Annotated in this window: 15 protein-coding genes and 3 pseudogenes; 7 read left to right on the top strand and 11 right to left on the bottom strand. The window is 68.8% G+C overall.

Annotated features, from left to right (window positions below):
• Positions 1–28: 28 nt before the first annotated feature.
• Entirely contained in the window at positions 29–616 is a 588-nt protein-coding gene (locus ACWCP8_RS05630) for a hypothetical protein (RefSeq protein ID WP_451114348.1), read from the bottom strand.
• 224 nt (positions 617–840) lie between these two features.
• On the opposite strand from ACWCP8_RS05630, the gene ACWCP8_RS05625 reads away from it, so the two are divergent.
• Positions 841–2,286, top strand: coding sequence for a hypothetical protein (locus ACWCP8_RS05625; protein WP_451114346.1), 1,446 nt, complete (start codon positions 841–843; stop codon positions 2,284–2,286).
• Positions 2,287–2,930: 644 nt separating this feature from the next.
• Here ACWCP8_RS05625 and ACWCP8_RS05620 read toward each other — a convergent pair.
• The 4 genes from ACWCP8_RS05620 to ACWCP8_RS05605 all read right to left on the bottom strand — a co-directional run bounded on the left by ACWCP8_RS05620 (position 2,931) and on the right by ACWCP8_RS05605 (position 7,002).
• Positions 2,931–3,200 (bottom strand): hypothetical protein, encoded by a 270-nt coding sequence (locus ACWCP8_RS05620; protein ID WP_451114344.1) that lies wholly within the window; start codon positions 3,198–3,200, stop codon positions 2,931–2,933.
• 930 nt (positions 3,201–4,130) lie between these two features.
• Complete coding sequence (locus ACWCP8_RS05615) at positions 4,131–5,354, bottom strand: cytochrome P450 (protein ID WP_451114342.1); 1,224 nt, start codon at positions 5,352–5,354, stop codon at positions 4,131–4,133.
• Between the two features lie 36 nt (positions 5,355–5,390).
• The gene (locus ACWCP8_RS05610) at positions 5,391–6,785 is read right to left on the bottom strand and encodes an NAD(P)/FAD-dependent oxidoreductase (protein ID WP_451114340.1); all 1,395 of its coding nucleotides are present in this window, start codon (positions 6,783–6,785) and stop codon (positions 5,391–5,393) included.
• A complete protein-coding gene (locus ACWCP8_RS05605) occupies positions 6,775–7,002 on the bottom strand; it encodes a ferredoxin (protein WP_382837050.1) in 228 nt (75 codons plus the stop codon). The genes ACWCP8_RS05610 and ACWCP8_RS05605 overlap by 11 nt, the downstream gene beginning before the upstream one ends.
• 343 nt (positions 7,003–7,345) lie before the next feature.
• Here ACWCP8_RS05605 and ACWCP8_RS05600 point away from each other — a divergent pair, with 343 nt between their 5' ends.
• Complete coding sequence (locus ACWCP8_RS05600; protein WP_451114337.1) at positions 7,346–9,301, top strand: glycoside hydrolase family 15 protein; 1,956 nt, start codon at positions 7,346–7,348, stop codon at positions 9,299–9,301.
• A gap of 137 nt (positions 9,302–9,438) precedes the next feature.
• On the opposite strand, the gene ACWCP8_RS05595 is transcribed toward ACWCP8_RS05600, so the two are convergent.
• The 5 genes from ACWCP8_RS05595 to ACWCP8_RS05575 form a co-directional block, all read right to left on the bottom strand.
• Entirely contained in the window at positions 9,439–11,520 is a 2,082-nt protein-coding gene (locus ACWCP8_RS05595; protein WP_451114335.1) for an FUSC family protein, read from the bottom strand.
• Positions 11,521–11,532: 12 nt separating this feature from the next.
• Complete coding sequence (locus ACWCP8_RS05590) at positions 11,533–12,129, bottom strand: GxGYxYP domain-containing protein (RefSeq protein WP_451114334.1); 597 nt, start codon at positions 12,127–12,129, stop codon at positions 11,533–11,535.
• A complete protein-coding gene (locus tag ACWCP8_RS05585) occupies positions 12,126–12,287 on the bottom strand; it encodes a hypothetical protein (protein ID WP_451114332.1) in 162 nt (53 codons plus the stop codon). Before ACWCP8_RS05585 ends, ACWCP8_RS05590 begins: the two co-directional genes overlap by 4 nt.
• A 243-nt stretch (positions 12,288–12,530) precedes the next feature.
• Positions 12,531–13,013: a DUF6114 domain-containing protein gene (locus ACWCP8_RS05580; RefSeq protein ID WP_382837062.1), complete on the bottom strand. Its 483-nt coding sequence runs from the start codon at positions 13,011–13,013 to the stop codon at positions 12,531–12,533.
• Between the two features lie 151 nt (positions 13,014–13,164).
• Positions 13,165–13,782, bottom strand: coding sequence for a DUF6230 family protein (locus tag ACWCP8_RS05575; protein WP_451114330.1), 618 nt, complete (start codon positions 13,780–13,782; stop codon positions 13,165–13,167).
• Positions 13,783–14,530: 748 nt separating this feature from the next.
• Between ACWCP8_RS05575 and ACWCP8_RS05570 the strand changes: the two genes are divergently transcribed.
• Complete coding sequence (locus ACWCP8_RS05570; RefSeq protein ID WP_451114328.1) at positions 14,531–15,175, top strand: HAD family hydrolase; 645 nt, start codon at positions 14,531–14,533, stop codon at positions 15,173–15,175.
• A gap of 38 nt (positions 15,176–15,213) precedes the next feature.
• Positions 15,214–15,306 (top strand): annotated as a pseudogene (locus ACWCP8_RS05565) (IS5/IS1182 family transposase); the annotation flags it as partial.
• A gap of 151 nt (positions 15,307–15,457) precedes the next feature.
• Here ACWCP8_RS05565 and ACWCP8_RS05560 read toward each other — a convergent pair.
• On the bottom strand, positions 15,458–16,228 hold the full coding sequence (locus ACWCP8_RS05560) for a hypothetical protein (protein ID WP_451114326.1): 771 nt from the start codon (positions 16,226–16,228) through the stop codon (positions 15,458–15,460).
• A 331-nt stretch (positions 16,229–16,559) separates the two neighbouring features.
• Here ACWCP8_RS05560 and ACWCP8_RS05555 point away from each other — a divergent pair.
• From ACWCP8_RS05555 to ACWCP8_RS05545, 3 genes and pseudogenes are all read left to right on the top strand, one after another.
• Positions 16,560–17,178 (top strand): annotated as a pseudogene (locus tag ACWCP8_RS05555) (SPFH domain-containing protein); the annotation flags it as partial.
• Between the two features lie 126 nt (positions 17,179–17,304).
• A complete protein-coding gene (locus tag ACWCP8_RS05550; RefSeq protein WP_352268374.1) occupies positions 17,305–17,832 on the top strand; it encodes a universal stress protein in 528 nt (175 codons plus the stop codon).
• Between the two features lie 909 nt (positions 17,833–18,741).
• Positions 18,742–19,465 (top strand): annotated as a pseudogene (locus ACWCP8_RS05545) (SDR family NAD(P)-dependent oxidoreductase).
• The last annotated feature ends 112 nt before the right edge of the window (positions 19,466–19,577 follow it).

Below are 19,577 nucleotides of genomic sequence, written 5' to 3'. Positions count from 1 at the left end.
TCAACGACATGTACGGGCAAACCATCCGTTACGTCGCGCTGTAGGCGAGTTCAGCCAAGGCGAGCGCCTGCTTCAGGGTCTTTTCATCGCGGATCTGGATGCTCACCCTGTATTGGCGATGGCCGGTGGTGAGCGGATAGACGTCCGGTGCCAGCTCCGCGATCTCATCGCTGTGCTTCAGGCGAAAGTTGATCAAGCCCGTGGACGCGAAGGCATAGGCGAAACCGCCGTACTGGCTGCCCTTGCGTCGGAGGCGGAGGTACCCGGAATAGTCGAGGGGATCGCCCTCCTGCCACGTCTTGCGCTTGATGCCGTGCACTCCGACGCTCTCCCAGGAGCCGGCTTCCGCCATGAAGTCGATGAACTGCTGCGCAGCGGGGTTGAAGGCGAGCTGCGCCTTCACCGTCTCCTGCCCCTCGTCCGCAACACCCGGGACGTCACCCTCGACGCGCCATCCGAAGTCCGCGATGTCATCGCTGTCGGGGTCGGCGACCACTCGGGGCGTCCGGCGCGCGGTGTCGACCGTGCCGGGCTGCTGCTGGACGAGTTCGCGGACCACCTCGGACGCTTCGAGTTCCTGCGGCGTGCCCTCGAAGCAGAAGTAGGTGAGCTTCACGGGTCCCCTCCCTATTATACGAACCGTGTCCGAGCGGACACACTACGCCTGACGACAAGCCCAACAACACCGCCGCCGGTACCCGTACGGATCAGACCTCGGCCGCGAACTCGGCCCAGCCGTCCCGCCCCCGAACTGGACCCGGCTCAGGCCCGCGTGCTCGCGCAGCGCCTGCCGGATCGGGTGGGCGCTTGCTGTCCTGGCGGTGTCGATAGGGTCCGCTCGTGACGTACATAGTGACCCTCACCTCGGTCCATATGGCAGAGAACGAATCCGACTGGCTCATCACGGAACGCTTCACGAAAGGGCTGCCCACAGGGCTCGACACGACAGACACCGGTACCCGGTTAGCGTTTCTGGTGTGCGACAACCGGACGCATCCCGCGAACAACAGCCGTAAGGAATTCTCCGAACACGGCCGCTTCATCACCTGGGTCGGATCGGTTCAGCGCTTCAACACCGTGGGGCCGGTCGACAGCAGCATCACCATCGAGCCCATGCGCAGATGTCCGAGGCCGGTGCCTCTGGACGGCCCCGACGGGATCTTGGCCTCCCTTTCCTCGACGCACCGAGCACACGTGGAGCAGGCCCTCTCCGGAAGCGCGGGACACTGCGGCATGACAACCTGGCAGGCTCTCCAGGAAGCGCTCCTGAGGAGTCACCCCGAGTTGGCCCGGTACATCGAGTGGCTGCTCGCCAATCTCAACCCGGTCCGCTTCGACGTCGAGGACGCGGCGGACCGTGCGTGGCAGGAACAGAGGGACGCGGCTCAGTCCCTCACTCGGGTGACCGATTTCCCTCACTCCGCGCTGTCGGCCTGGGGACGCCCTGCCTCACGGGACGCGCCGTACCTCGCGGGGCTCATCCCGGACCCTGTGGAGAACAGCCTGATCGACCACGACGTACGGGCCGGCCTGGGCAGCGAGGCGCCCCTTTTCGACGACTGGCGACGCCTCAGTGACGTGCGATGTGACATTCACGTGCTGGAGGACTCCACCGGACGCCGCCTCGAGGTCGTCAACGTCAATGCCACTCCGGTCGAGAGCCGACTGGGCACGGACATGATCTACTACCACCACCCCACCCACAGCTTCGTCCTCGTCCAGTACAAACGACTGGGCTCCCGGAACAAGGAATACCGGGTGAACAAGCAACTCCTGGACCAGATGGACCGCTTGGAGCAGGTTGCAGAGCTCAGTGTGAAGCCTGCACGCTCCCACGAGTGGCGCCTCTCGCAGGACTCGTGCTTCCTGAAGTTCGCACACTGGCGGGACGCAGCAGCTCCCACCTCCGAGCTGGCCCACGGCATGTACATCCCGCTCTCGTACGCCCGCGTTCTCCTGAACGACGACTGCACGCTCGGAAGTAGGGGTGGGCGCATCTTCAGCTACGAAAGGGTGGGCCGCTACCTCGTCGGCTCAGAGTTCGCGGAGTTGGTGAAGCACGGCCTGGTCGGAACAGTGGGAACCAGTGTCGAGCAGTTGCGGGACTTCGGGCTGCAGCGTGCCCGCGAGGGGTACAGCGTCATGCTGGGGTTCGAGACGAGCGAGGAGACGCCCCGTACACGGGCCACACGCAGCCGCAGCCGCAGCGCGAAGAAGAGGCCGAAGGTCGAATCGTACTCCCCGTCCGACTCGCAGCCACCGAAGTTCGACGTTCCGGGATCCTGATCCACGGCGGATCAACAGCGGCTGCTCACGTTCCCGTTCCGCCGGAGCGGCCGCTTGGGGCACCCTCCTCCTGGACGTACGCGGGACGACCAGCGACGGCACGCAGCTGGACGGAACGGCGCCGTACCACCGACGGAACCCGTCCGCACGGTGACACTGCGTACGCAGCGAGCTGCTGGCACTGAGCACCTCACGCCCGTCACCGTGCCCCAATGAACGCAGCAACACCTCACCTCCCGTTCGCAGTAAGGACGTCCACGCTCCGGGGTGCGGCCCGCCCTGCCCGGCTCCTCCTCCCAGCCGTGCCCGCGTCCGTCCAGTGGGACGTGGCGAGGTCCACCCGCACCATCGAGTTGTAGTCACCGTTCCTCGACCGTCGGCCGGTCCGCACCTGATCGGCACGCTCACCCGTCGACGCAGCCGCTGCGTCCTCTGCCCGAGATCGACCAGGACCAGGCGGGTCCGTCTCGGGTGCGGCCGGGCCCTCCGCAGGGAGCTCCCGGGCACTCGCAGGCGCCTCGGTCTCACGCCGGGTGGCGACCCCTCAGGTCCGCGCCTGCGGTGCCCGCGGGCAGCCGTGGGCGCCTGTCCGCCGAGGGATTCGGCCGCGTGCTCGGCCGCGGCCGTACGGGCCTACGCATCCGTCAGCCCAAGTGCCGAATGTGGTCGGCGCTGAGGGTCGCCGACCTGGTCACGGCGTTCGCTGAGACCGCGAGACCGAACCAGTGCTCCGCCACCTCACCCTGCACTTCGTCCAGCCCACGGTTCGAATTCCGCGAGCGCCCGGCGGTGGATCCCGCACGGACCTCCGCCCCCAGGTACTCGGCGGTCCGCTTGGCATGGCGGCTGCGGGCGATGCCGAGCCTCCACGAGCCGTCGGCGCCGACCGCGGTGTGTGGCTCCGCGTTCGCCATCCCTCGTTGCCGTCCGGGATGGCGTCACCGGTCAGGGCCATCGGCTCCAGCAGGCACTCGGAGTGCTTCCCCATGTGTCCGGCGACCCGGCCGTTGACCGGGTAAAGGCTAGATGTCCACTCGCGTACGGCAGCCGCAGCACCCTGGCCACCTCCGCGGCGGCACGCCGTACCTGGCCAGCAAGCCGGGACGCCTCCGCGTCCCATGCTGAGCACTTGCTGACCCCAGCGGCTCCATCGCGCTTCTGACGTGCACAGATGACCAAACGCTAGATCTTCGACTTGAACATGGTACGAAGCATTGAGCGCTCCCAGAATTCGGCTCCCTGCCTGGTCTTGCAGGTCAAGGGCGTTTCCTTGACTCTACAACGGCCGGATTTCCGGCTGGATTCCGGGCTGTTGTCCCGCATAGACACTGACTGATCACTGAGCTCTCTGACGCCGTGCCAGACAGACGCGGAGGGCCTGATGGGCCTTCCGCTCCACGGCCACGGCCGGCAGGCGGAGCCAGGCTACGGAACCGTGCTCCCGATCGCACCGAGATCCTTGTCACTGTGGCTGTCGCGTGGACGGATCAGCCGTTGTCCGGGGCTCGCCGGGCTGCGGCTACGACGAGGAGCGGGTCGCCGCAGCCGCGCTTGCCGCCGGCCCTTTCGGCATCGTCATCAACAGCGCCGGGTGGCCGGTGGCCCGTACCGGCTCGAGGGTCGTTCGACGGTGTCCGGAGCGAGATGGAGGTCACCTTGAGCGACGCGTCTACGCAGTGCGCCGCCGCAGTGGCGAGTTGGGCGTGACTGGCACGCAGTCGGCAGCCGCACCCCGGTCGGCGGCGTCACTGGAGCCGGGTCGCTGCGGCGAGGATGCGCAGCACCAGGTCGTGGAGTCCGAAGGGCCCAAGGCGTCCGGCTGCCGAGGTGTCACCGCAGTGGCGTCAGGTGGCGAGGCCGTCGATCACCACGGGAAGGTGGCGGGGACCGCGCAGGACGGGGTTGGCGCGGTAGGGCGGCGGGTCCGCCAGTAGCCGTGGGTTTCTGATCCGGCGGAAGAGCTCGGGCAGGGCGAGCTGCGCCTCCATCCGGGCCAACGGGGCGCCGAAGCAGTAGTGGATGCCGGTGTAGAACCCGAGGTGCTGGTTGTCCTCACGGTCGGGATCGAACCGGTCGGGGCCCTCGAAGCGCTTCGGGTCGCGGTTGGCCGACGCCAGCATCAGCCGGACCGACGAACCCTTGGGGATGGTGGTGCCGGCGATGTCTATGTCGGCCAGCGCGGCGGTGAACGGTATGAACTGGACCGGCGGCTCGTATCGCAGCACCTCCTCAATGAGCGGAACGACCAGATCCGGTTCCTTCCGGAACCGCTCGAGGACGTCCGGGTGGCGCAGCAGTGTGAGCGTCGCGTTGCTGATCAGGTTGACGGTTGTCTCATGGCCTGCGATCAGGAGCAGTATCGCGGTGGTCACCACCTCCGTGGCCGACATGCTGCCGCCGGGGCCCGTCTCGCGGGCGAGGGGGCCGAGGATCCCGCTTCCGGGGTGGCGGCGCTTGGTGTCGATCAGGCCGGACAGGTAGGTACCCAGCTCGCGGCGCGCCTTCTGGGCCTTTTCCTGGCCGCTTTCCCCGCCGCTGGGATCGAGCCCGGACGCCACGGTGTCGGCCCAGCCGTGGAAGCGTGGTTCGTCCTCGCGCGGCACGCCCAGGACCTTGCAGATGGCTGTGACGGGAAGGGGGTAGGCGAAGTCGTCGACGACGTCGATCTCGTCCTTGCCTTCGAGCGCGTCGAGCAGGTCGGCGACGACCTTGGCCAGCTCTCCGCGCATGTCGTGGAGAAATCTGGGGCTGTGCGGGGGTCCGAACGGCCGCATCGCCGCATTGCGCAGCCGGTCGTGTCCCGGCGGGTCCTGCAACAGGAAGCTGGGCGGCAGATTCGTGTCCTCCTCGGCGACATCGGGGCCGTCGGCGCCGGGGGTGCAGTTGCGCGGGTCGTTGCTGAGCCGCGGGTCGTTGGCCAGACTCCGCACCTCGTAATAGGTGCTGACCAGGTACGATCCGTCGTCCTGACGGGTGACCGGCGACTTGCGCAGTGCGGCGTAGAGCGGGTACGGATCGGCGCGATTCGCATAGTCGGTGATCTGCTCGAACATGGTGCCCAGAGTCATGGTGTCTCCTGAGGGGCAGACGGTCGGAGGCGTTGGTCAGGCGCGCGCCGGGAGGAACTGGACACTCTGCTCGGTCGGTGAGTGGCCGGTCAGGGTGACGGTCGGCCCGTGGGAGGGCAGGTGAGGGTCGGGGAACGCCGGATCGACGGGCTGCAGAGCGTCGGCGCGGCTGTCCACCACGGGGTGGTCCGGCGGAAACGACGCTCCGGTCTCGATCTGCTGCTGGTAGTACCCCAGCCACTTCCCCGCGTCGAAGGAAGCCGCGGCGATGACCCGGCCGCGATACCCGTACACCGCGACGAACCGCTCCTCGGCGAGTGCACCCTGGGCCACGACCAACTGATCGCCCAGCGTGGGCACACCCACCGACTTGATGTTGACGCCGAACTGGACCGACCAGAACATCGGTACCCACAGGTGCGGGCGGCGGTCGGGACCTGCACTGATCATGTTGTGGGCGGCGATCCGGGCCTGTTCGACCGCGTTGCCCCAGTGCTCCAGCGAGAGGAACTGGTACCCGAACAGCGGATGAGGGCTGCGGGCGACGTCGCCGGCGGCATAGATGTCGTCGGTGACGATGCCGTTGACGTCGAACACCCGGCATCCCGCGTCGCAGGCGATTCCCCTGGGGCCGGCGGCCACTCCGGAGCCGGCGAGCCATTCGGTGTTCCGGATGGCGCCGAGACAGACCACCGCCACGTCCACGTCGATCGCCGATCCGTCGGACAGGTGGGCGCGCCGGAGCCGTCCGGCCTGATCGCCCTCCAGTGCGGTAATGCTGATACCACAGCGCAGATCCACCCCGTGATCGCGCTGGAGCCGGGCCGCCACAGCCGCGAGCACCCCGCCGAGGGCACCGACCAACGGCGCCGGGCCGCGTTCGGCGACCGTCACCTCCAGGCCCCGCTCACGACAGACGGAGGCGATCTCGGATCCTGTGAAACCGGCGCCGATCACCAGGACCCGGTGGGGGCCGGCGGCGAGTTTCCGGGACAGCCGTGCGGAGTCGTCGCGGGTGCGCAGCACGAAGACCCCGTCCAGCGCCGCCTGTTCCGGATGGAACCAGGGTCGGGCCTTCGTACCGGTGGTGATCAGCAGGCGGTCGTAGGGAACGGTGTCGCCGTCCGCCAGGATCACGTGCCTGGCGGCTCGGTCCAGGCCCGCGGCGGCCACGCCCAGACGCCATTCGGCGTCGATGTCACGTCTGCGCGGCAGCGCGGTCGCCTCGGCGTGCTCCAGCCCCAGCAGCACCTGCTTGGACAGCGGGGGCCGGTCGTACGGCTCGTAGGGCTCGTCCCCGATCAGGGTGAGCGTCCCGGTGAAGCCCTTGTCGCGCAGGGTCTCCGCCGCCCGCAGTCCGGCCAGCGAGGCACCTACGACAACGATGCGGCCCTCCCGCCGGAGGGCCTCGACACCGGTGTCAGCCGACACTGCCGTCCACCCCCTTCGTCGGTTCGTCGGAGAAGTCGACGAGAATGGCCTGGACCGGACAAGCGGCCGCGGCCTGCTCCACCTGTTCGCGCAGTGCCTCGTCGAAGCGGGAGGTGAAGAGCAGGGCCTCCCCGCCGTGCAGAGCGAAGACGTCCGGGGCCAGAAAGGCGCACTGCGCGAATCCCTGACACTGGTTGAGATCGACGACAAGCCTCATCTGGAACCCGCTCCTTGCTCGGGCCACGACGACCGCAGGCCCCGTAGCCCCCATGCGTCCGGTTCACTCGAATGGTTGACGTGCCTCCTCTTCAGGATCAGCTCGGCAAGAGGGCCTCGCAACGCGAGAGCCGTGCAGTCGGCGGCCCACCGGACGTCCGTCCCGAGTCGCTTCGGAAGGTGGCAACGGCAGCGGCCTGCCCATGCCCCGACGGGTGGCTCCGGGAGTGATGCGAACCCGGGGCATGCCGCGCAGTCTGGGGGTGGGGGCACATGGTGTCCGCAAGCGGCGGCCGGCAGCAGCGACGTCACCGCTGACGCCGGGCAAGACGGGAAGAGATCCCATGAACGAACATCCGCTGATCGAGGACCACGGACTCATCGGTGATCTGCAGACGGCCGCACTGGTCTCCACCGAGGGAACGGTCGACTGGTTCTGCAGCCCACGATTCGACTCGCCGAGTATCTTCGGAGCACTGCTCGACGGTGAGAACGGCGGTCACTGGACGATTGCTCCCCAGACGCCGACGTACGCGACCAAGCAGCTCTACTACCCGGACACCTGCGCGCTGCTCACCAGATTCATGACCGATCAAGGCGTCGGATCGGTCGTGGATTTCATGCCGCCCGCCTCACCACGCAATCCGACGAGCAATCACCGGCTGGTCCGTATGCTGCGGTGCACGCGCGGCGAGATCTCGTTCGACATCGAGATCGCCCCTCGCTTCGACTACGGGCAGCAACCACATGAGGTCACCGCGAGCATGGGCGGCTGGCATTTTGTCAGCCGGGACACAGATCTGACGCTACATATGGTGGACGCACTCGGCGACGAGTGCATGCGCGACCGGAGGATTCGCGGCGGTGACGTTTGCATGACTGTGGGGCTGCGCGCCGGTATGGTCCGTGGCCTGGTGCTGGAGACGTTCGCCGACGGTCCGCCACGTATCGTTCCGCCGGGGGAATGCGATCGACTCCTCGAGGACACCATCACTTTCTGGCACCACTGGCTGGCGCGTTCCCGTTACACCGGACGGTGGCGGGAGATGGTCAACCGCTCCGCCATGACCCTCAAACTCATGACGTACGCCCCGTCCGGGGCCATGGTTGCGGCTCCTACCACCAGCCTCCCGGAACAGGTCGGAGGCGAACGCAACTGGGACTACCGCTACGCGTGGGTACGCGATGCCTCCTTGTCCCTTCACGCGCTGCTCGGGCTGGGGTTCACCGAGGAAGCCATGGCGTTCACCGAGTGGCTGGGCGACCGCGTCCAGGAATACACCGGGCCGGGCGAGCACCCTCTGAAGGTCATGTATCGCGTCGACGGCTCCTCCGACCTGGCGGAGCAGACCCTGGGTCACTGGGAAGGCTACCGACGCTCCGCTCCGGTGCGGGTCGGCAACGGTGCCGCTGACCAGTTGCAGCTCGACACCTACGGATCGGCACTGGAGTGCCTCCATTTCGCCGACCAGCAGGGTCTGCCGACAACCTGCCGCATCTGGCAGACGCTGATCGACACGGTGGACTGGGTGTGCGAGAACTGGGACCGTCCCGAAGCCGGTATTTGGGAAACGCGGGGCGGTGACAAGGACTTCACCTATGGACGGCTCATGAGCTGGATCGCGCTGGACAGGGCCATCCGCATGGCCACCCGGAGCGGTCGCCCCGCCGAGGTGCAGCGCTGGACGAAGGAACGCGACGCCATCTACTGGCAGATCCTGCAGCGAGGGTGGAGTCCGGGGCGTGCCGCGTTCACGCAGTACCTGGGCAGCGACGTCCTGGACTCCGCGCTTCTCCGGATGCCCGCGGTAGGGTTCATCCCGCCGCAGGATCCGCGGTGGCTCTCGACCTTGGACGCGATCAGGAAAGATCTCGTGTCCGACGGCCTCGTATACCGGTACGACCCCTCTGCCTCTCCCGACGGGCTTCTCGGTTCCGAGGGCACCTTCTCGGCGTGTACTTTCTGGTACGTCGAAGCGCTGGCTCGCGCCGGTCATCTGCGTGAGGGTCGACTCGTCTTCGAGAAGATGCTCACCTACGCCAACCATCTCGGCCTGTACTCCGAGGAGATCGGGCTGACCGGCGAACAACTCGGCAACTTCCCCCAGGCATTGACCCACCTCGCCCTCGTCACCGCCGCGCTGAGCCTGGATGACCACCTCGACGCCGCCAGGCCGGGCTTCCCTCCCACCTCTGCGGTTCCTGCTCCGTTTCTCTACGCGCAACCGATGGCGGCGGCCGGAGGTCCACCCGTCACGCCGACCACCCCATATCCGTCGGACCACGTCATCCGCAGGTGAGCGCACCATCCGTTCTGGCGTCGATCACCAGGGCCTACCCGGCTCCGGCCCGTCACCACCCCGGTGCACGGAGACCTCATAGTCAGGGCGGACGGCGACGCTGCGGCGTTTCAGGCTGCCGCGTGGCGGCGAGGGCGCTAGCGGGAGGCGATGGTGGCGGTCAGGGCCTCGACGGCGTCGACCGTTGCGGTGCTCAGGGCGACGGCGCGGCTGGTCGTGGCGCTGCTGGAACCTTCGGACGTCTCGGCCGGCAGGCCGGAGCGGGCGGTGAAGGAGTCGAAGACCGACCGCAGTGCCCCCGGGGCCACGGTCTCGGCTCCGGCGGCGGCGCGGGCCAGGGCGGTGAGGTGTTCGTGCAGCGGATCGACCAGTTCGGTCAGCTCCGGCACGGTGTCCTGCGGGGTACGCGGCAGGTGTTCGCCCAGCAGGGTGGCGCATCCGGCGACCATGGACACCTGCGTCCGGATCTGCTCCAGCTGCACACTCGACCAGGGGCCGCGGTGCTCGGCCGGCTCGGCGTACGACTGCTCCACCGCCGCCTCCAGGTGCTCCCTGACCTGCCGTGACCGCGCCCGCAGTGCGTCGACGGCTGCCGGGTCGGTCGCCCCGACGTCGGCGTAGCCGGTCAGCAGCTCGGGCAGCAGCCGGTCCTGCACCCGCAGCCACTCCGCGAGCAGGCCCGGCACCCGCCGGGTGGACCAGGTCGGCCAGACCAGGAAGATGAACACGGCGAGCGCTGCGCCGACCACGGTGTCGGCGGCGCGCGCCCACGCCGTGGGCCCGGGCAGCCCGCCGACGTGGTGGATCAGGAAGACGATCCAGGTGGTCAGCCACAGGTTGAGCATCAGCTGCCCGGTCCGCAGGGTCACGAACGATGCCGCGGCCAGCACCACCGCCACGACCGCGAGGCCGGCGGGCGACCAGTGCGGCAGGGACAGCACCCAGGCGAAGAGGCCGCCCAGGACGGCCCCGGCCGCCCGTCCCCAGCCGCGGGCCATGGTGTGTCCGTACTCGGGGAAGAGCACCAGCATGGTGGTCAGGGCCACCCAGAAGCCGTGCGCGGAGATGCCCAGCCCGCCCCAACCGCCGATCGACCGGCCGATGACCTCGGCCACCACCACGCCCACTGCGAGCCGCACCGCATGGCGGAAGATCGGCGACTGGGGCTGCAGCTGTGCCCGGATCCGCCGGGCGGTGCGTGCTACGGAGGGGGTGCCCGCGTACAGGCCCGGCACCTCGGTGTGGGGTTCCAGTACATCGCCCAGGCGGTCGTCGGTCGAGCGCCGGGCCAGCTGATCGGCCGACCGCAGTCGGGCGGCCAGGTCGCGCGGGCCGCGCACGGGCGAGGCGGCCGCCCACGACTCCAGGAGGGACCAGACTTCCTCGGGGGTGCGGTGCGCGCGACCGGAGGCCACCGTACGGGAGATGTTGCCCAGCACCTGCGCCGCGGCGGCCGACGCCTCCTGGTTCCCGTCCGCCGGGACCGTCAGCCGCACCGTGTGCAGCGCGCGGCGGATGCGCTCGGCCTCTCCCAGCAGTCCGAACATCGCCGCCGCCGCCGGCCGGCTGAACTGCGGCAGCAGGTCCAGTGCCTGCCGGGCCGCGGTGAACGGAGCTGGCCCGCCCAGGGCGGCGGAGTCCGCCGCGACCGAAGCTTCGGCCAGCGACTTGTACAGGGCTGCAAGGGCACGGCGCTGGGCGGCGAAGCGCGGACCGTACGGCGGGAGCAGTCGCACCATCACGACGAGTCCGGTCCCGACCGCGATCCACCCGGCCATCACCAGGCCGCCCCGTACGTCGGGAGCGAGATCAGCCGTGATCATCAGCCCGATGACCGCGAGGCAGCCCCGGATGCCGGGCGCGACGCCCATCGTCCGCCACAGCCCGGTGGCGAACGCCGCGACCGCGAGCAGCAGCAGGAACAGCCAGGTGGTGCCGTGCACCAAAGCCCCCAGCACCGCCATTGCGCTGAAGGCGGCCGCCATCCCGATCGCGTTCACCACAGGGTGTCGCAGCGGGCTCAGCAGCGTACCGATGCCACAGATGAACGCACCGACGCTGGCCATGGCCCCGGCCACCGGGTCGTCCAGCAGCAGGCCGAGGACCGTGGCGAGCAGCACGCCCAGTACGGCCCGTGCGATCGCCGAGGGGGCGGCGAACGCCCGTTGAATGCGCAGCCCGTCCCGGCCGATCGTGATCAGCAACGACCACCAACGCATGTCCGGGCCTCCTTAGCGGCACGGCGCGGGAGCAGCGCTCTCATCCTCTACCGGCCCCGCCGTGGCTGCCACTCGCTGCACCTGGACGGCGCCGCTCAGGCTGATGGGACACGGCGGTGACGGTGCGCTCATCCGAACAGCTCCGGGCCCGGAGCTGTCGCACCGGATCAGGCCTGTCCTGGTGGGCGGCAGCCCGGCCAGCAGTGTGTGGGCGCAGCGGGGGAAAAGGTTGTCCAGTTGCCAGCGGTAGACCGCCTGCGGGTCGTCGGCGAAACGGCCCCGCAGATCGGCGACGACCTTCAGGCCGTACCGGCTCGCTTGTTCGGCGGTGGCCGCGACGGCGTTCTCCAGACCGGCGAGGGTGGTGGCGACGTTGACCGAGTCGGGGACCTCGGGGTCGTGCAGGACGGCGCCGCGGACCTCGCCGCGATAGCGGCCGATCAGGTCGAGGGCGTTGTCGTGGCGGGTGACATCGGCGCCGGTGCCGGCCAGCCAGCGCAGGTCGACGCCGCCGGCGTCGTAGTTGAAGTAGAGACGAGGGCGGCGCCGGTTGACGACCCCCTGCAGGGTGGTCAGCAGCAGCTGATCGTCCCCGTGGAGGCTGCTCACGTCGGCGACGTCGAGCGTGGTGGCGTGGCCGAAGGACGGCAGCAGAGGGTGTGGCTGTCGCGTTCGGCGGCGGCGGCCCGACCGGGGAGGCCGAAGCCCAGTCCGGCTGCCGCCAGGATCGTTCCGTTGGTCAGCAAGAAGTCTCTTCGTGACACCATGGACGATCACTCCTCCTCGGATGCGGAGTTGACATCGTTGTCACCAGCCAGTGAAGCTAGCGACGCATGGGTCACGTGTAAAGAGTGCGGACGCCTCCTTCGGCCAAGTCGGCGCCGCGGTCCGGACGAATGACAGCCCGCAGCACGGTGAGCGCTCACGGTGCGCCGCGAGCATCGGGCGCGTTCTCGCCCCGGCGACAAGATCCGGCATCCGGGCCGCACCCGACTTGACCCGTCAGGTTGTCAGTTGCCCTGTGGGCCATCGCTCCCAGGAACGGTCACAGGTGGCAAGGCTGCCGTGTGCTGCGGCTCGGCCTCCGGCGGGCAGGGGTCCCAGGCACAGGCCAGGGAACCGCCCACAAGGCCGAAGAAGAGTCCGAAAAGCAGTCCCCCGAAGTTGGCGAGGGGGAAGGAGACGAGGGTGAGCAACAGGCCCGCGATCCCGGCGAAGACGCGCACCTGCTGATGGAACCAGAGCGTGATGCCCAGGGTCATGAGCAGGATCCCGATGATCAGTGATGCGGCGCCGGCCGTGGTGGACAGCGCGACAGCGACGCCCTTCAGCGTGATGTGGACGTAAGGGAAGTAGATGATGGGCGCCCCCGCCAGGAGCAGGAACAGGCCGGCCCAGAACGGACGCCCACCACGCCAGATTCTGAATCTGCGTCGTGTGCCGTCGATCCTGTCGCGTAGTCCTGGGAGGGTGCCGAAAGGCTCGTTGATCACGTGCGGCTTCCAGGGTGAAGGGGTGGGTATCCGCCTGCGATAACGCGGTACGTGGAGTCGGCGCGGGCTGGTGCTCGGCTGAACGAGTACGGATGGGTCGGTCCATGACCGCGTCGGCACGGTGTCCGGGGCCATAGCGGTGTGCATGGAGTCAGAAGCAGCGGTGGTTGCCCTGCTTGAGACTCACTTCGAGGTCAGGGACGCTGAGGGTGGCAGCCGAGATCGCAACCGCGTTGATGCGCACGTCGGTGAGGGTGGTCGACACCGCCTGCTGTGCAAAGCCGTTGGGATCGAAGAGCCCCGAGTTCCGGTCGCCCGGGTCGATCGGACCCTTGGTGACCGAGCCCGCGGCGACACCGATGTCCAGGTCGTTCAAGATCGCCCGACCAGCCGTCAGGGACGTCGCGTCGATGAAGATGTCCCGCGCCTCGGCCTGGTCGCCGCCGGTGAGCCGCAGTGTGTACAGGCCCAGAACCGGGATCTCGACCGCTACGGACTCGCACAGTCTCTTGATCGTCGCCTGCCTGGCACCCGTGACCACGACGGGCACACGGCGGCCCTCTCTGGTCACGTCCACCACGCCGTAGATACTCGTACCGCGAGTGGTCAGTGTGTCTGCGGCAAACTGGAACCGGTCGCCGGAGATGAAGAACGACGCGGCCAGTGCACCTTGCGCCATGCCGATACCCAGCGCCGCGGCAGCCACCGTGCTCGGAACCAGGACAAGGGCGAAACGCTTCCACCGCGTCCTGCCGCAGCCGTGCGACATGCCGTGCCTCTCTCCTGTGAAGTGCAGGACGCCCCCGAACACCGTGCCCTCGGACGTCCGCCAGGCAGGACGGCGGGCATTCCGGTCGTGACGCAGGCCTTGCAGGTACCGGCGGTCCGGCGTGGACCACTGCCCTGCGCCTCTGATGGACTCTAGAGTGCGGACAGGGAAACCTGTCGGCACGCCAGCCCGCCCAGACGGGTGAAACAGGGGCACCGGCGAAGGTCCTCTTCGAGGGATCGCGGTGGTCGACGAGCCGGGTGAAAGTCAGTGTGCGGTACGGGAAGCCTCCCTTGTCCGCGACGGGCGGGGTCCGTGAAGGCCTGGGGCGCCCTGGGGCGCCGAAACCGTGACGCCGCGCCCGGCACCGGACCGGCCGGGGACGCCACGACAACCCGGCGGACCGTGCGAAGTGGCACAGCGATCAGACCGGACCCGTCCGGGCCCGGCTCGATTTCTGGCAGGAGGGGTGCGGGCCGGATGACCGAGCCGACGGCACGCTGTCGGCTCGGCCCGGTCCGGGCGGCCGCACGTACCGACTGACCTTCCGTGACTATGCGTTGACCGTGCACCGCGGCGAGCCGAGGAGAGTCGATCTCCGGAGGTCCGCGTCAACGGCAACGACACCGGCCGACCACCGTAGGTGGACCGGAGCCATGTTCAGGACAGTTCCTACGCAGCCCCGGGCCCAACGCCCCAAGGTCGTCCGACAAGTTCTTGCGCGGTGCGCCGATGGCATGATCAAGGCGTGACCAGTGAACTCACTCGATCTGTTCCCGGGAAGTATGTCCTGTTCGATGTCGACGGCACGTTGATCGACGCAGTGGAGAATCAACGGCAGGTGTGGGGGACTTGGTCGGCTCAATACGGACTGGACCCTGATGAGGTCTACAGGGTGGCGCTGCGGACGAGGCCGATGGAGACCTTCGCGACGGTCGCTCCTGATCGGGATCCGCGGGAGTGCCTGGCGGCATTGCATGAGCTGGAGGACGAGGACGTACGGTCCGGTGTCTACTCCGCCTTCGAAGGTGCGACGAAGTTGCTGTCGGCTCTGCCCTCGGGGCGCTGGGGTCTGGTGACATCCAACTACGAGCACCGGGTGCGCGGGCGGTTCACCCGGACCGGTCTGCCGGTTCCCGGCGTGCTTGTGGATGCCGCTGCCGTCACGGAGGGCAAGCCGTCACCGGTGCCCTATCTGCTCGCTGCTGAGCTACTCGGGGCCGGGCCGGAGGACTGCCTGGTCATTGAAGACGCGCCGTCCGGTGTGAAGTCCGGGTTGCGTGCCGGCATGACGGTGTGGGGAGTCAACGCTCCTGTTGCGGTGGACGGCGTGCACCGCCATTTCGGGAGCCTGCGCGAAGCAGTACCCGAAATCCTGGCTTACGCGACGTGAGCACGCGGGGATTCTGCGGTCCGAGCCACCCGCCATCAGCCGCGCGAAGGCGGACGAACCTGACGGTGCGCCGGTCGGCGCCGCTGTCCGGGGTTTCGAAGTCCGCGGCCGACCGCATCGTCCAACACCTAGTATGGCGCAGCAGGTGTACGGGACACCGGGCCTGTGTCGCACGCGCGTGCGTCCGCCCGGAGCCGGGCATGCGTCGAGAGGCGTCCCCATGCCGGAAACCCCGGCCCGATTCCGACGGGCCGGGGTTTCCATGTGATGCGGGTGGAGCTGTTACCACTTGTTGCCGTAGTGGTCCCTGACCACTCGGAAGCTGCCCACGACGCCATTGCGAACCTTCACGCCACCGTGGACCTGGCGGGTGAAGACGCCGTTGCTGGTGCTCCAGGGGCCGACAGTGGCGACCGGAGAACCGTTGTCGCAGGTCGCCCCGCGGAAGAGCTCTACGGACCTGCGGCTGTCGTTGCGGACGTTGAAGCTCCGCGAGCCCAGGCCGCTGACCACGGTGATGCAGCCGTCCGGCTGGGCGGAGTACGACCGCTCGTTGATCTGGATCCGCCCCTTGCCGTAGCCGTCGTCACCGCCGTAGCCACCGTCGTCACCGCCGTAGCCACCGCCGCCGCCGCCGTAGCCACCGCCGCCGCCACCGCCGTAGCCACCGCCGCCGCCGCCACGGCCACCGCCGCCGCCACCGCCGTAGCCACCGCTGTCGCCGCCACGGCCACCGCCGCCGCCACCGCCGTAGCCACCGCCGCCACCGCCGTAGCCACCGCTGTCGCCGCCACGGCCACCGCCGCCGCCGCCACCGCCGTAGCCACCGCTGTCGCCGCCACGGCCACCGCCGCCACCACCACGACCTCCGTTTCCGTTTCCGTTTCCGTTTCCGTTCCCGTCGCCGGCAGCCGGGCCCGGGGCGGGGGCGGCCTGTTGGACGGATGGGGCGGCCGGAGCGGATCCGGCGGCCGAGGCATAAGTAATGCCGGTTGTCGCGAGGACCGCGGCGCCTACTACGGCGGCGGTCACAGCGACGGTACGCGTCGTCATGTCACTTCTCCCTGTCTCAGAGACGTCGGCCGGGAAGCCGACCTGTGATGAACGTACTAATAGTCCCTTTAGCTGTCATATCGGACATACCCATGGTGTGACACGAAGGGGCCGACCGGGTGTACGAACGACAGGTTTCAGGCGCCGATGCAACATCTGATGGACCGTGAAAGCGCAGGAAAATGGGCATATCTGGCGCACCGTTGGGCTTTCCGGGCGACATACTGCGGCCCGCTCACCCTGTCGGCAGCATGCCGCCGATTCCAGCACGGCGAGAACGCACTCCCGCCCCCGTCCCGACGCCTACGCGTCACGTGTCCGGTCAAATCTCCCCGGGTTCAGCGCCCTCATGGTGAGTCGCGCAGACCGAATGGCCACGGGCCCGGCGCGGAAGGTGAACGTACAGGTGGTGACGCTGCCCGTGCCGACGCAGGAGGGCATAACCCGGGACACGTGTCGGTGAAGGTCGATGCCGTCGTCCACTTCAAGGTCGTCGACTTGGACGATCTGCTCTCGGACCGCGAACGGCTGCACGAAGGGCTGGCCTTGATGATCGACAGCCGGCGGCCGGCTGGGGTGTGCACATCGACCGGGTCGAGATCAAGGACGTACAGCTGCCGGAGTCTCTGAAGCGTTCCATGTCGCGGCAGGCCGAGGCCGAGCGGGAGCGGCGCGCCCGGGTGATCACCGCGGACGGTGAGTTCCAGGCGGCACAGCAGCTCGCCAACGCTTCGCGAATCATGGCCGACACGCCGGAGGCGATGCAGCTGAGGCTGCTGCAGACGGTGGTCGAGGTGGCAGCCGAGAAGAACTCCACGCTGGTCATGCCGTTCCCGGTAGAACTGCTGCGGTACTTCGACCGGGCGGCTCGCCAGTTCGGGACGGGCAGCGACGTCGCGACACCGGTTCCGGCCCCGCACGGCGAAACAGTGCCCGACGCTTGCGCGTAGCGCCGTCATGAGTCCGTCAGGGTCTGCTGCCCCGACGTCAGGGATTCGCCAACACACCATGATCGCCGCAGCCCTTGGGCCTTCCATGAGGTCAGGACCTGAGGTGTGGCAAGGAGTGGTGACGAAATGGAGCAAGCGGGCGAGCGGTGTGTGGTGGCCGGTGTGAGCGGCACCCTGGGCAGTCTGACAGCGCTGCACCGGGCCGCGGCCGAGGCCCGGCGCACCGATGCCGTACTGCGGGCCATCCTGGCTTGGTCACCTCCCGGCGGTGAGCTCGGGCAGCGCAATCAACCGTGGCCCGAGCTGCTGACCGAGTGCCGCCGGGTGGCGGGCGACCGGCTGCTCCGGGCGGTGGACACCGCCTTCGGCCCGGCAGGGCCCGGGGTGCCGATGGAGGCTCTGGTCGTACGGGGCACACCGGGCCTCGCGCTGATCGCTGCAACGAACGGCCCCGACGACCTGCTGGTCGTCGGGGCCGGCGCGCGCGGGGGGCTGCGGAGGGCCCTGCGTCCTTCGGTCGCCCGGTACTGCCTCGCGCACGCGACCTGCCCCGTGCTCGCTGTACCGCCCTCTCCGTTGCAGGACGACATCGCCGCCGTCCACCGCCGGATTTCCTGGCACATACCGCTGGACACCCGGGAGTTGGCGGACTGACGCGCTGCGTCCGTGCGCGTGAGGACGGTCGCCATGAAGTGGTCGTGTCCCCGCCGACCCGAGGGGAAAGAACAGCGGAACGTTGCATGCCGATCGGGGGAAACCATGCCGATCGCAGCCAATGCATCGAGGCAACTCGTTCGGCGGCGCGGCGTATTCTCCGCACCGCGTCCGCGCACGGCCTTTCCGGTACCGGGGCCCCGGTACCGGAAAGGCTCAGCGTCGCTCCTGGCCGACTCATCCGGTGCTCGCGCTGCGGGCGGCCCGCCACAAGGTCTTCCGCAAAGTTTCCCGCCACCCCCAGCAGGCCCGTACCGGTTCGGCCCCAGCGGCCCGCCGCCGAGGAGACCCGACGGCGCGATCATGCCGGCCGGGCTCGCCTCCGCGCATCCGGGGATCGGCGCGCTGACCAGTCGAGGCCTGCACAGCCCCTCGCCGGTCATCACATCGTCGATCATCTTCGGCACCCTGAATCATCTGGCTCTGGTCCCGCTCGCCCTGCGAAGCGTCCGCTGCGCGTCCGCCACCGCCTGGCCGACTCATATCAGAGGGTCGTCAGGGATTTGTGGGCCCGCTTGAGACGGGGCACTCGAAGGAGTGGGATAGGTGACGTGAACAGCGGTCTGCGACATGACGACCGGCCACCGAATACGGTGCCGCCGGTGATGCGCGTTGTTCACCCCCGGATGCGTTGACGCATTCGCCCGTGCTTCGGCACATGGTGCTCCTGCGCACCGCTCGCCGGCGGCCGCCCGATCAATGAAGCGGCCGCTTCTCCATTTCTCTTTCCTCCATCCTCTGTACACGCCTTGCCACATGCATCCCTGTATCTCAATTCGCAGGCGGCTGGGGGAGTTCCCTCGCATCAGCCCGACCCCGGGCCCCCACCCACGACAACAGGAATCCACGATGCCTTCTGCTTCCCTGTCCGGACGGACCGTGCTGATCACCGGGGCCACTTCCGGTATCGGCTGGGAAACCGCCCGGATCCTCGCCGAGCGCGGCGCGCTCGTGCTCGTCCACGGCCGCACCGACGAGGAGGCTCGGGCCGCGGCCGACAGGCTCATCGCCACCGCCGGGATCAGTGAGTCCCAACTTTGCTCCTACGCCGCCGACTTCACGCACTTCGACGAGGTGGAGGCGATGGCCCGACAGGTCGTCGGGACCCACCCGCACCTGGACGTACTGGTCAACAACGCGGGCATGGCGGCGCCCGAGCGACACACGGTCACCGCCGACGGCAACGAGATCGCCTTTCAGGTGAACTTCCTCGCCCACTACCTCCTCACCCACCTCCTCGAGCCCGCGCTCACGAGCGACCCGGGCGGCCGCGTGGTCAACGTGTCATCGTCGCTGCACCGCACCGGCTCCATCCAGTGGAGCGACCCGAACCGGGTCCGCCGCTACTCGCGACTCGCCGCCTATGCGCAGTCCCAGCTGGCCCTCACCGTCTTCGCCGCCGACCCGCGGGTCACTGCCGTCTCCCTCCACCCCGGGATCTGCGAGACCGAACTCCTTTCCCTCTACGGCCACCACGGGGCATCCCCTGCCGAGGGCGCCGCCAGCCACCGAGGAACGCACCGTTCAGCGCCTCAACAAGCTCGCCACCGCGCTCACCAGCCATGAAGCCTGAAGGAACACCGCGCATGTCGAAGCACGCCGCAGGAAGAAGGACCGCCGCAAGAAGAAGGCCGACCACGGCATCAAAGCCGCCGACTAGCGGCTGAACCGCCCGTAGGGGCGGC

This window comes from Streptomyces sp. NPDC002206 (assembly GCF_053593595.1).
Note: the sequence above shows the minus strand (reverse complement) of the source record. Positions and strands in the feature narration are given on the sequence as shown.

What these genes read in the sequence shown, in the direction of transcription:
- ACWCP8_RS05575 (WP_451114330.1), bottom strand. Translation starts at nt 13,782, where the DNA reads ATGTCGCACGGCTGCGGCAGGACGCGGTGGAAGCGTTTCGCCCTTGTC.
- ACWCP8_RS05595 (WP_451114335.1), bottom strand. Translation starts at nt 11,520, where the DNA reads ATGCGTTGGTGGTCGTTGCTGATCACGATCGGCCGGGACGGGCTGCGC.
- ACWCP8_RS05585 (WP_451114332.1), bottom strand. Translation starts at nt 12,287, where the DNA reads ATGGTGTCACGAAGAGACTTCTTGCTGACCAACGGAACGATCCTGGCG.
- ACWCP8_RS05600 (WP_451114337.1), top strand. Translation starts at nt 7,346, where the DNA reads ATGAACGAACATCCGCTGATCGAGGACCACGGACTCATCGGTGATCTG.
- ACWCP8_RS05615 (WP_451114342.1), bottom strand. Translation starts at nt 5,354, where the DNA reads ATGACTCTGGGCACCATGTTCGAGCAGATCACCGACTATGCGAATCGC.
- ACWCP8_RS05550 (WP_352268374.1), top strand. Translation starts at nt 17,305, where the DNA reads ATGGAGCAAGCGGGCGAGCGGTGTGTGGTGGCCGGTGTGAGCGGCACC.
- ACWCP8_RS05620 (WP_451114344.1), bottom strand. Translation starts at nt 3,200, where the DNA reads ATGGCGAACGCGGAGCCACACACCGCGGTCGGCGCCGACGGCTCGTGG.
- ACWCP8_RS05605 (WP_382837050.1), bottom strand. Translation starts at nt 7,002, where the DNA reads ATGAGGCTTGTCGTCGATCTCAACCAGTGTCAGGGATTCGCGCAGTGC.
- ACWCP8_RS05560 (WP_451114326.1), bottom strand. Translation starts at nt 16,228, where the DNA reads ATGACGACGCGTACCGTCGCTGTGACCGCCGCCGTAGTAGGCGCCGCG.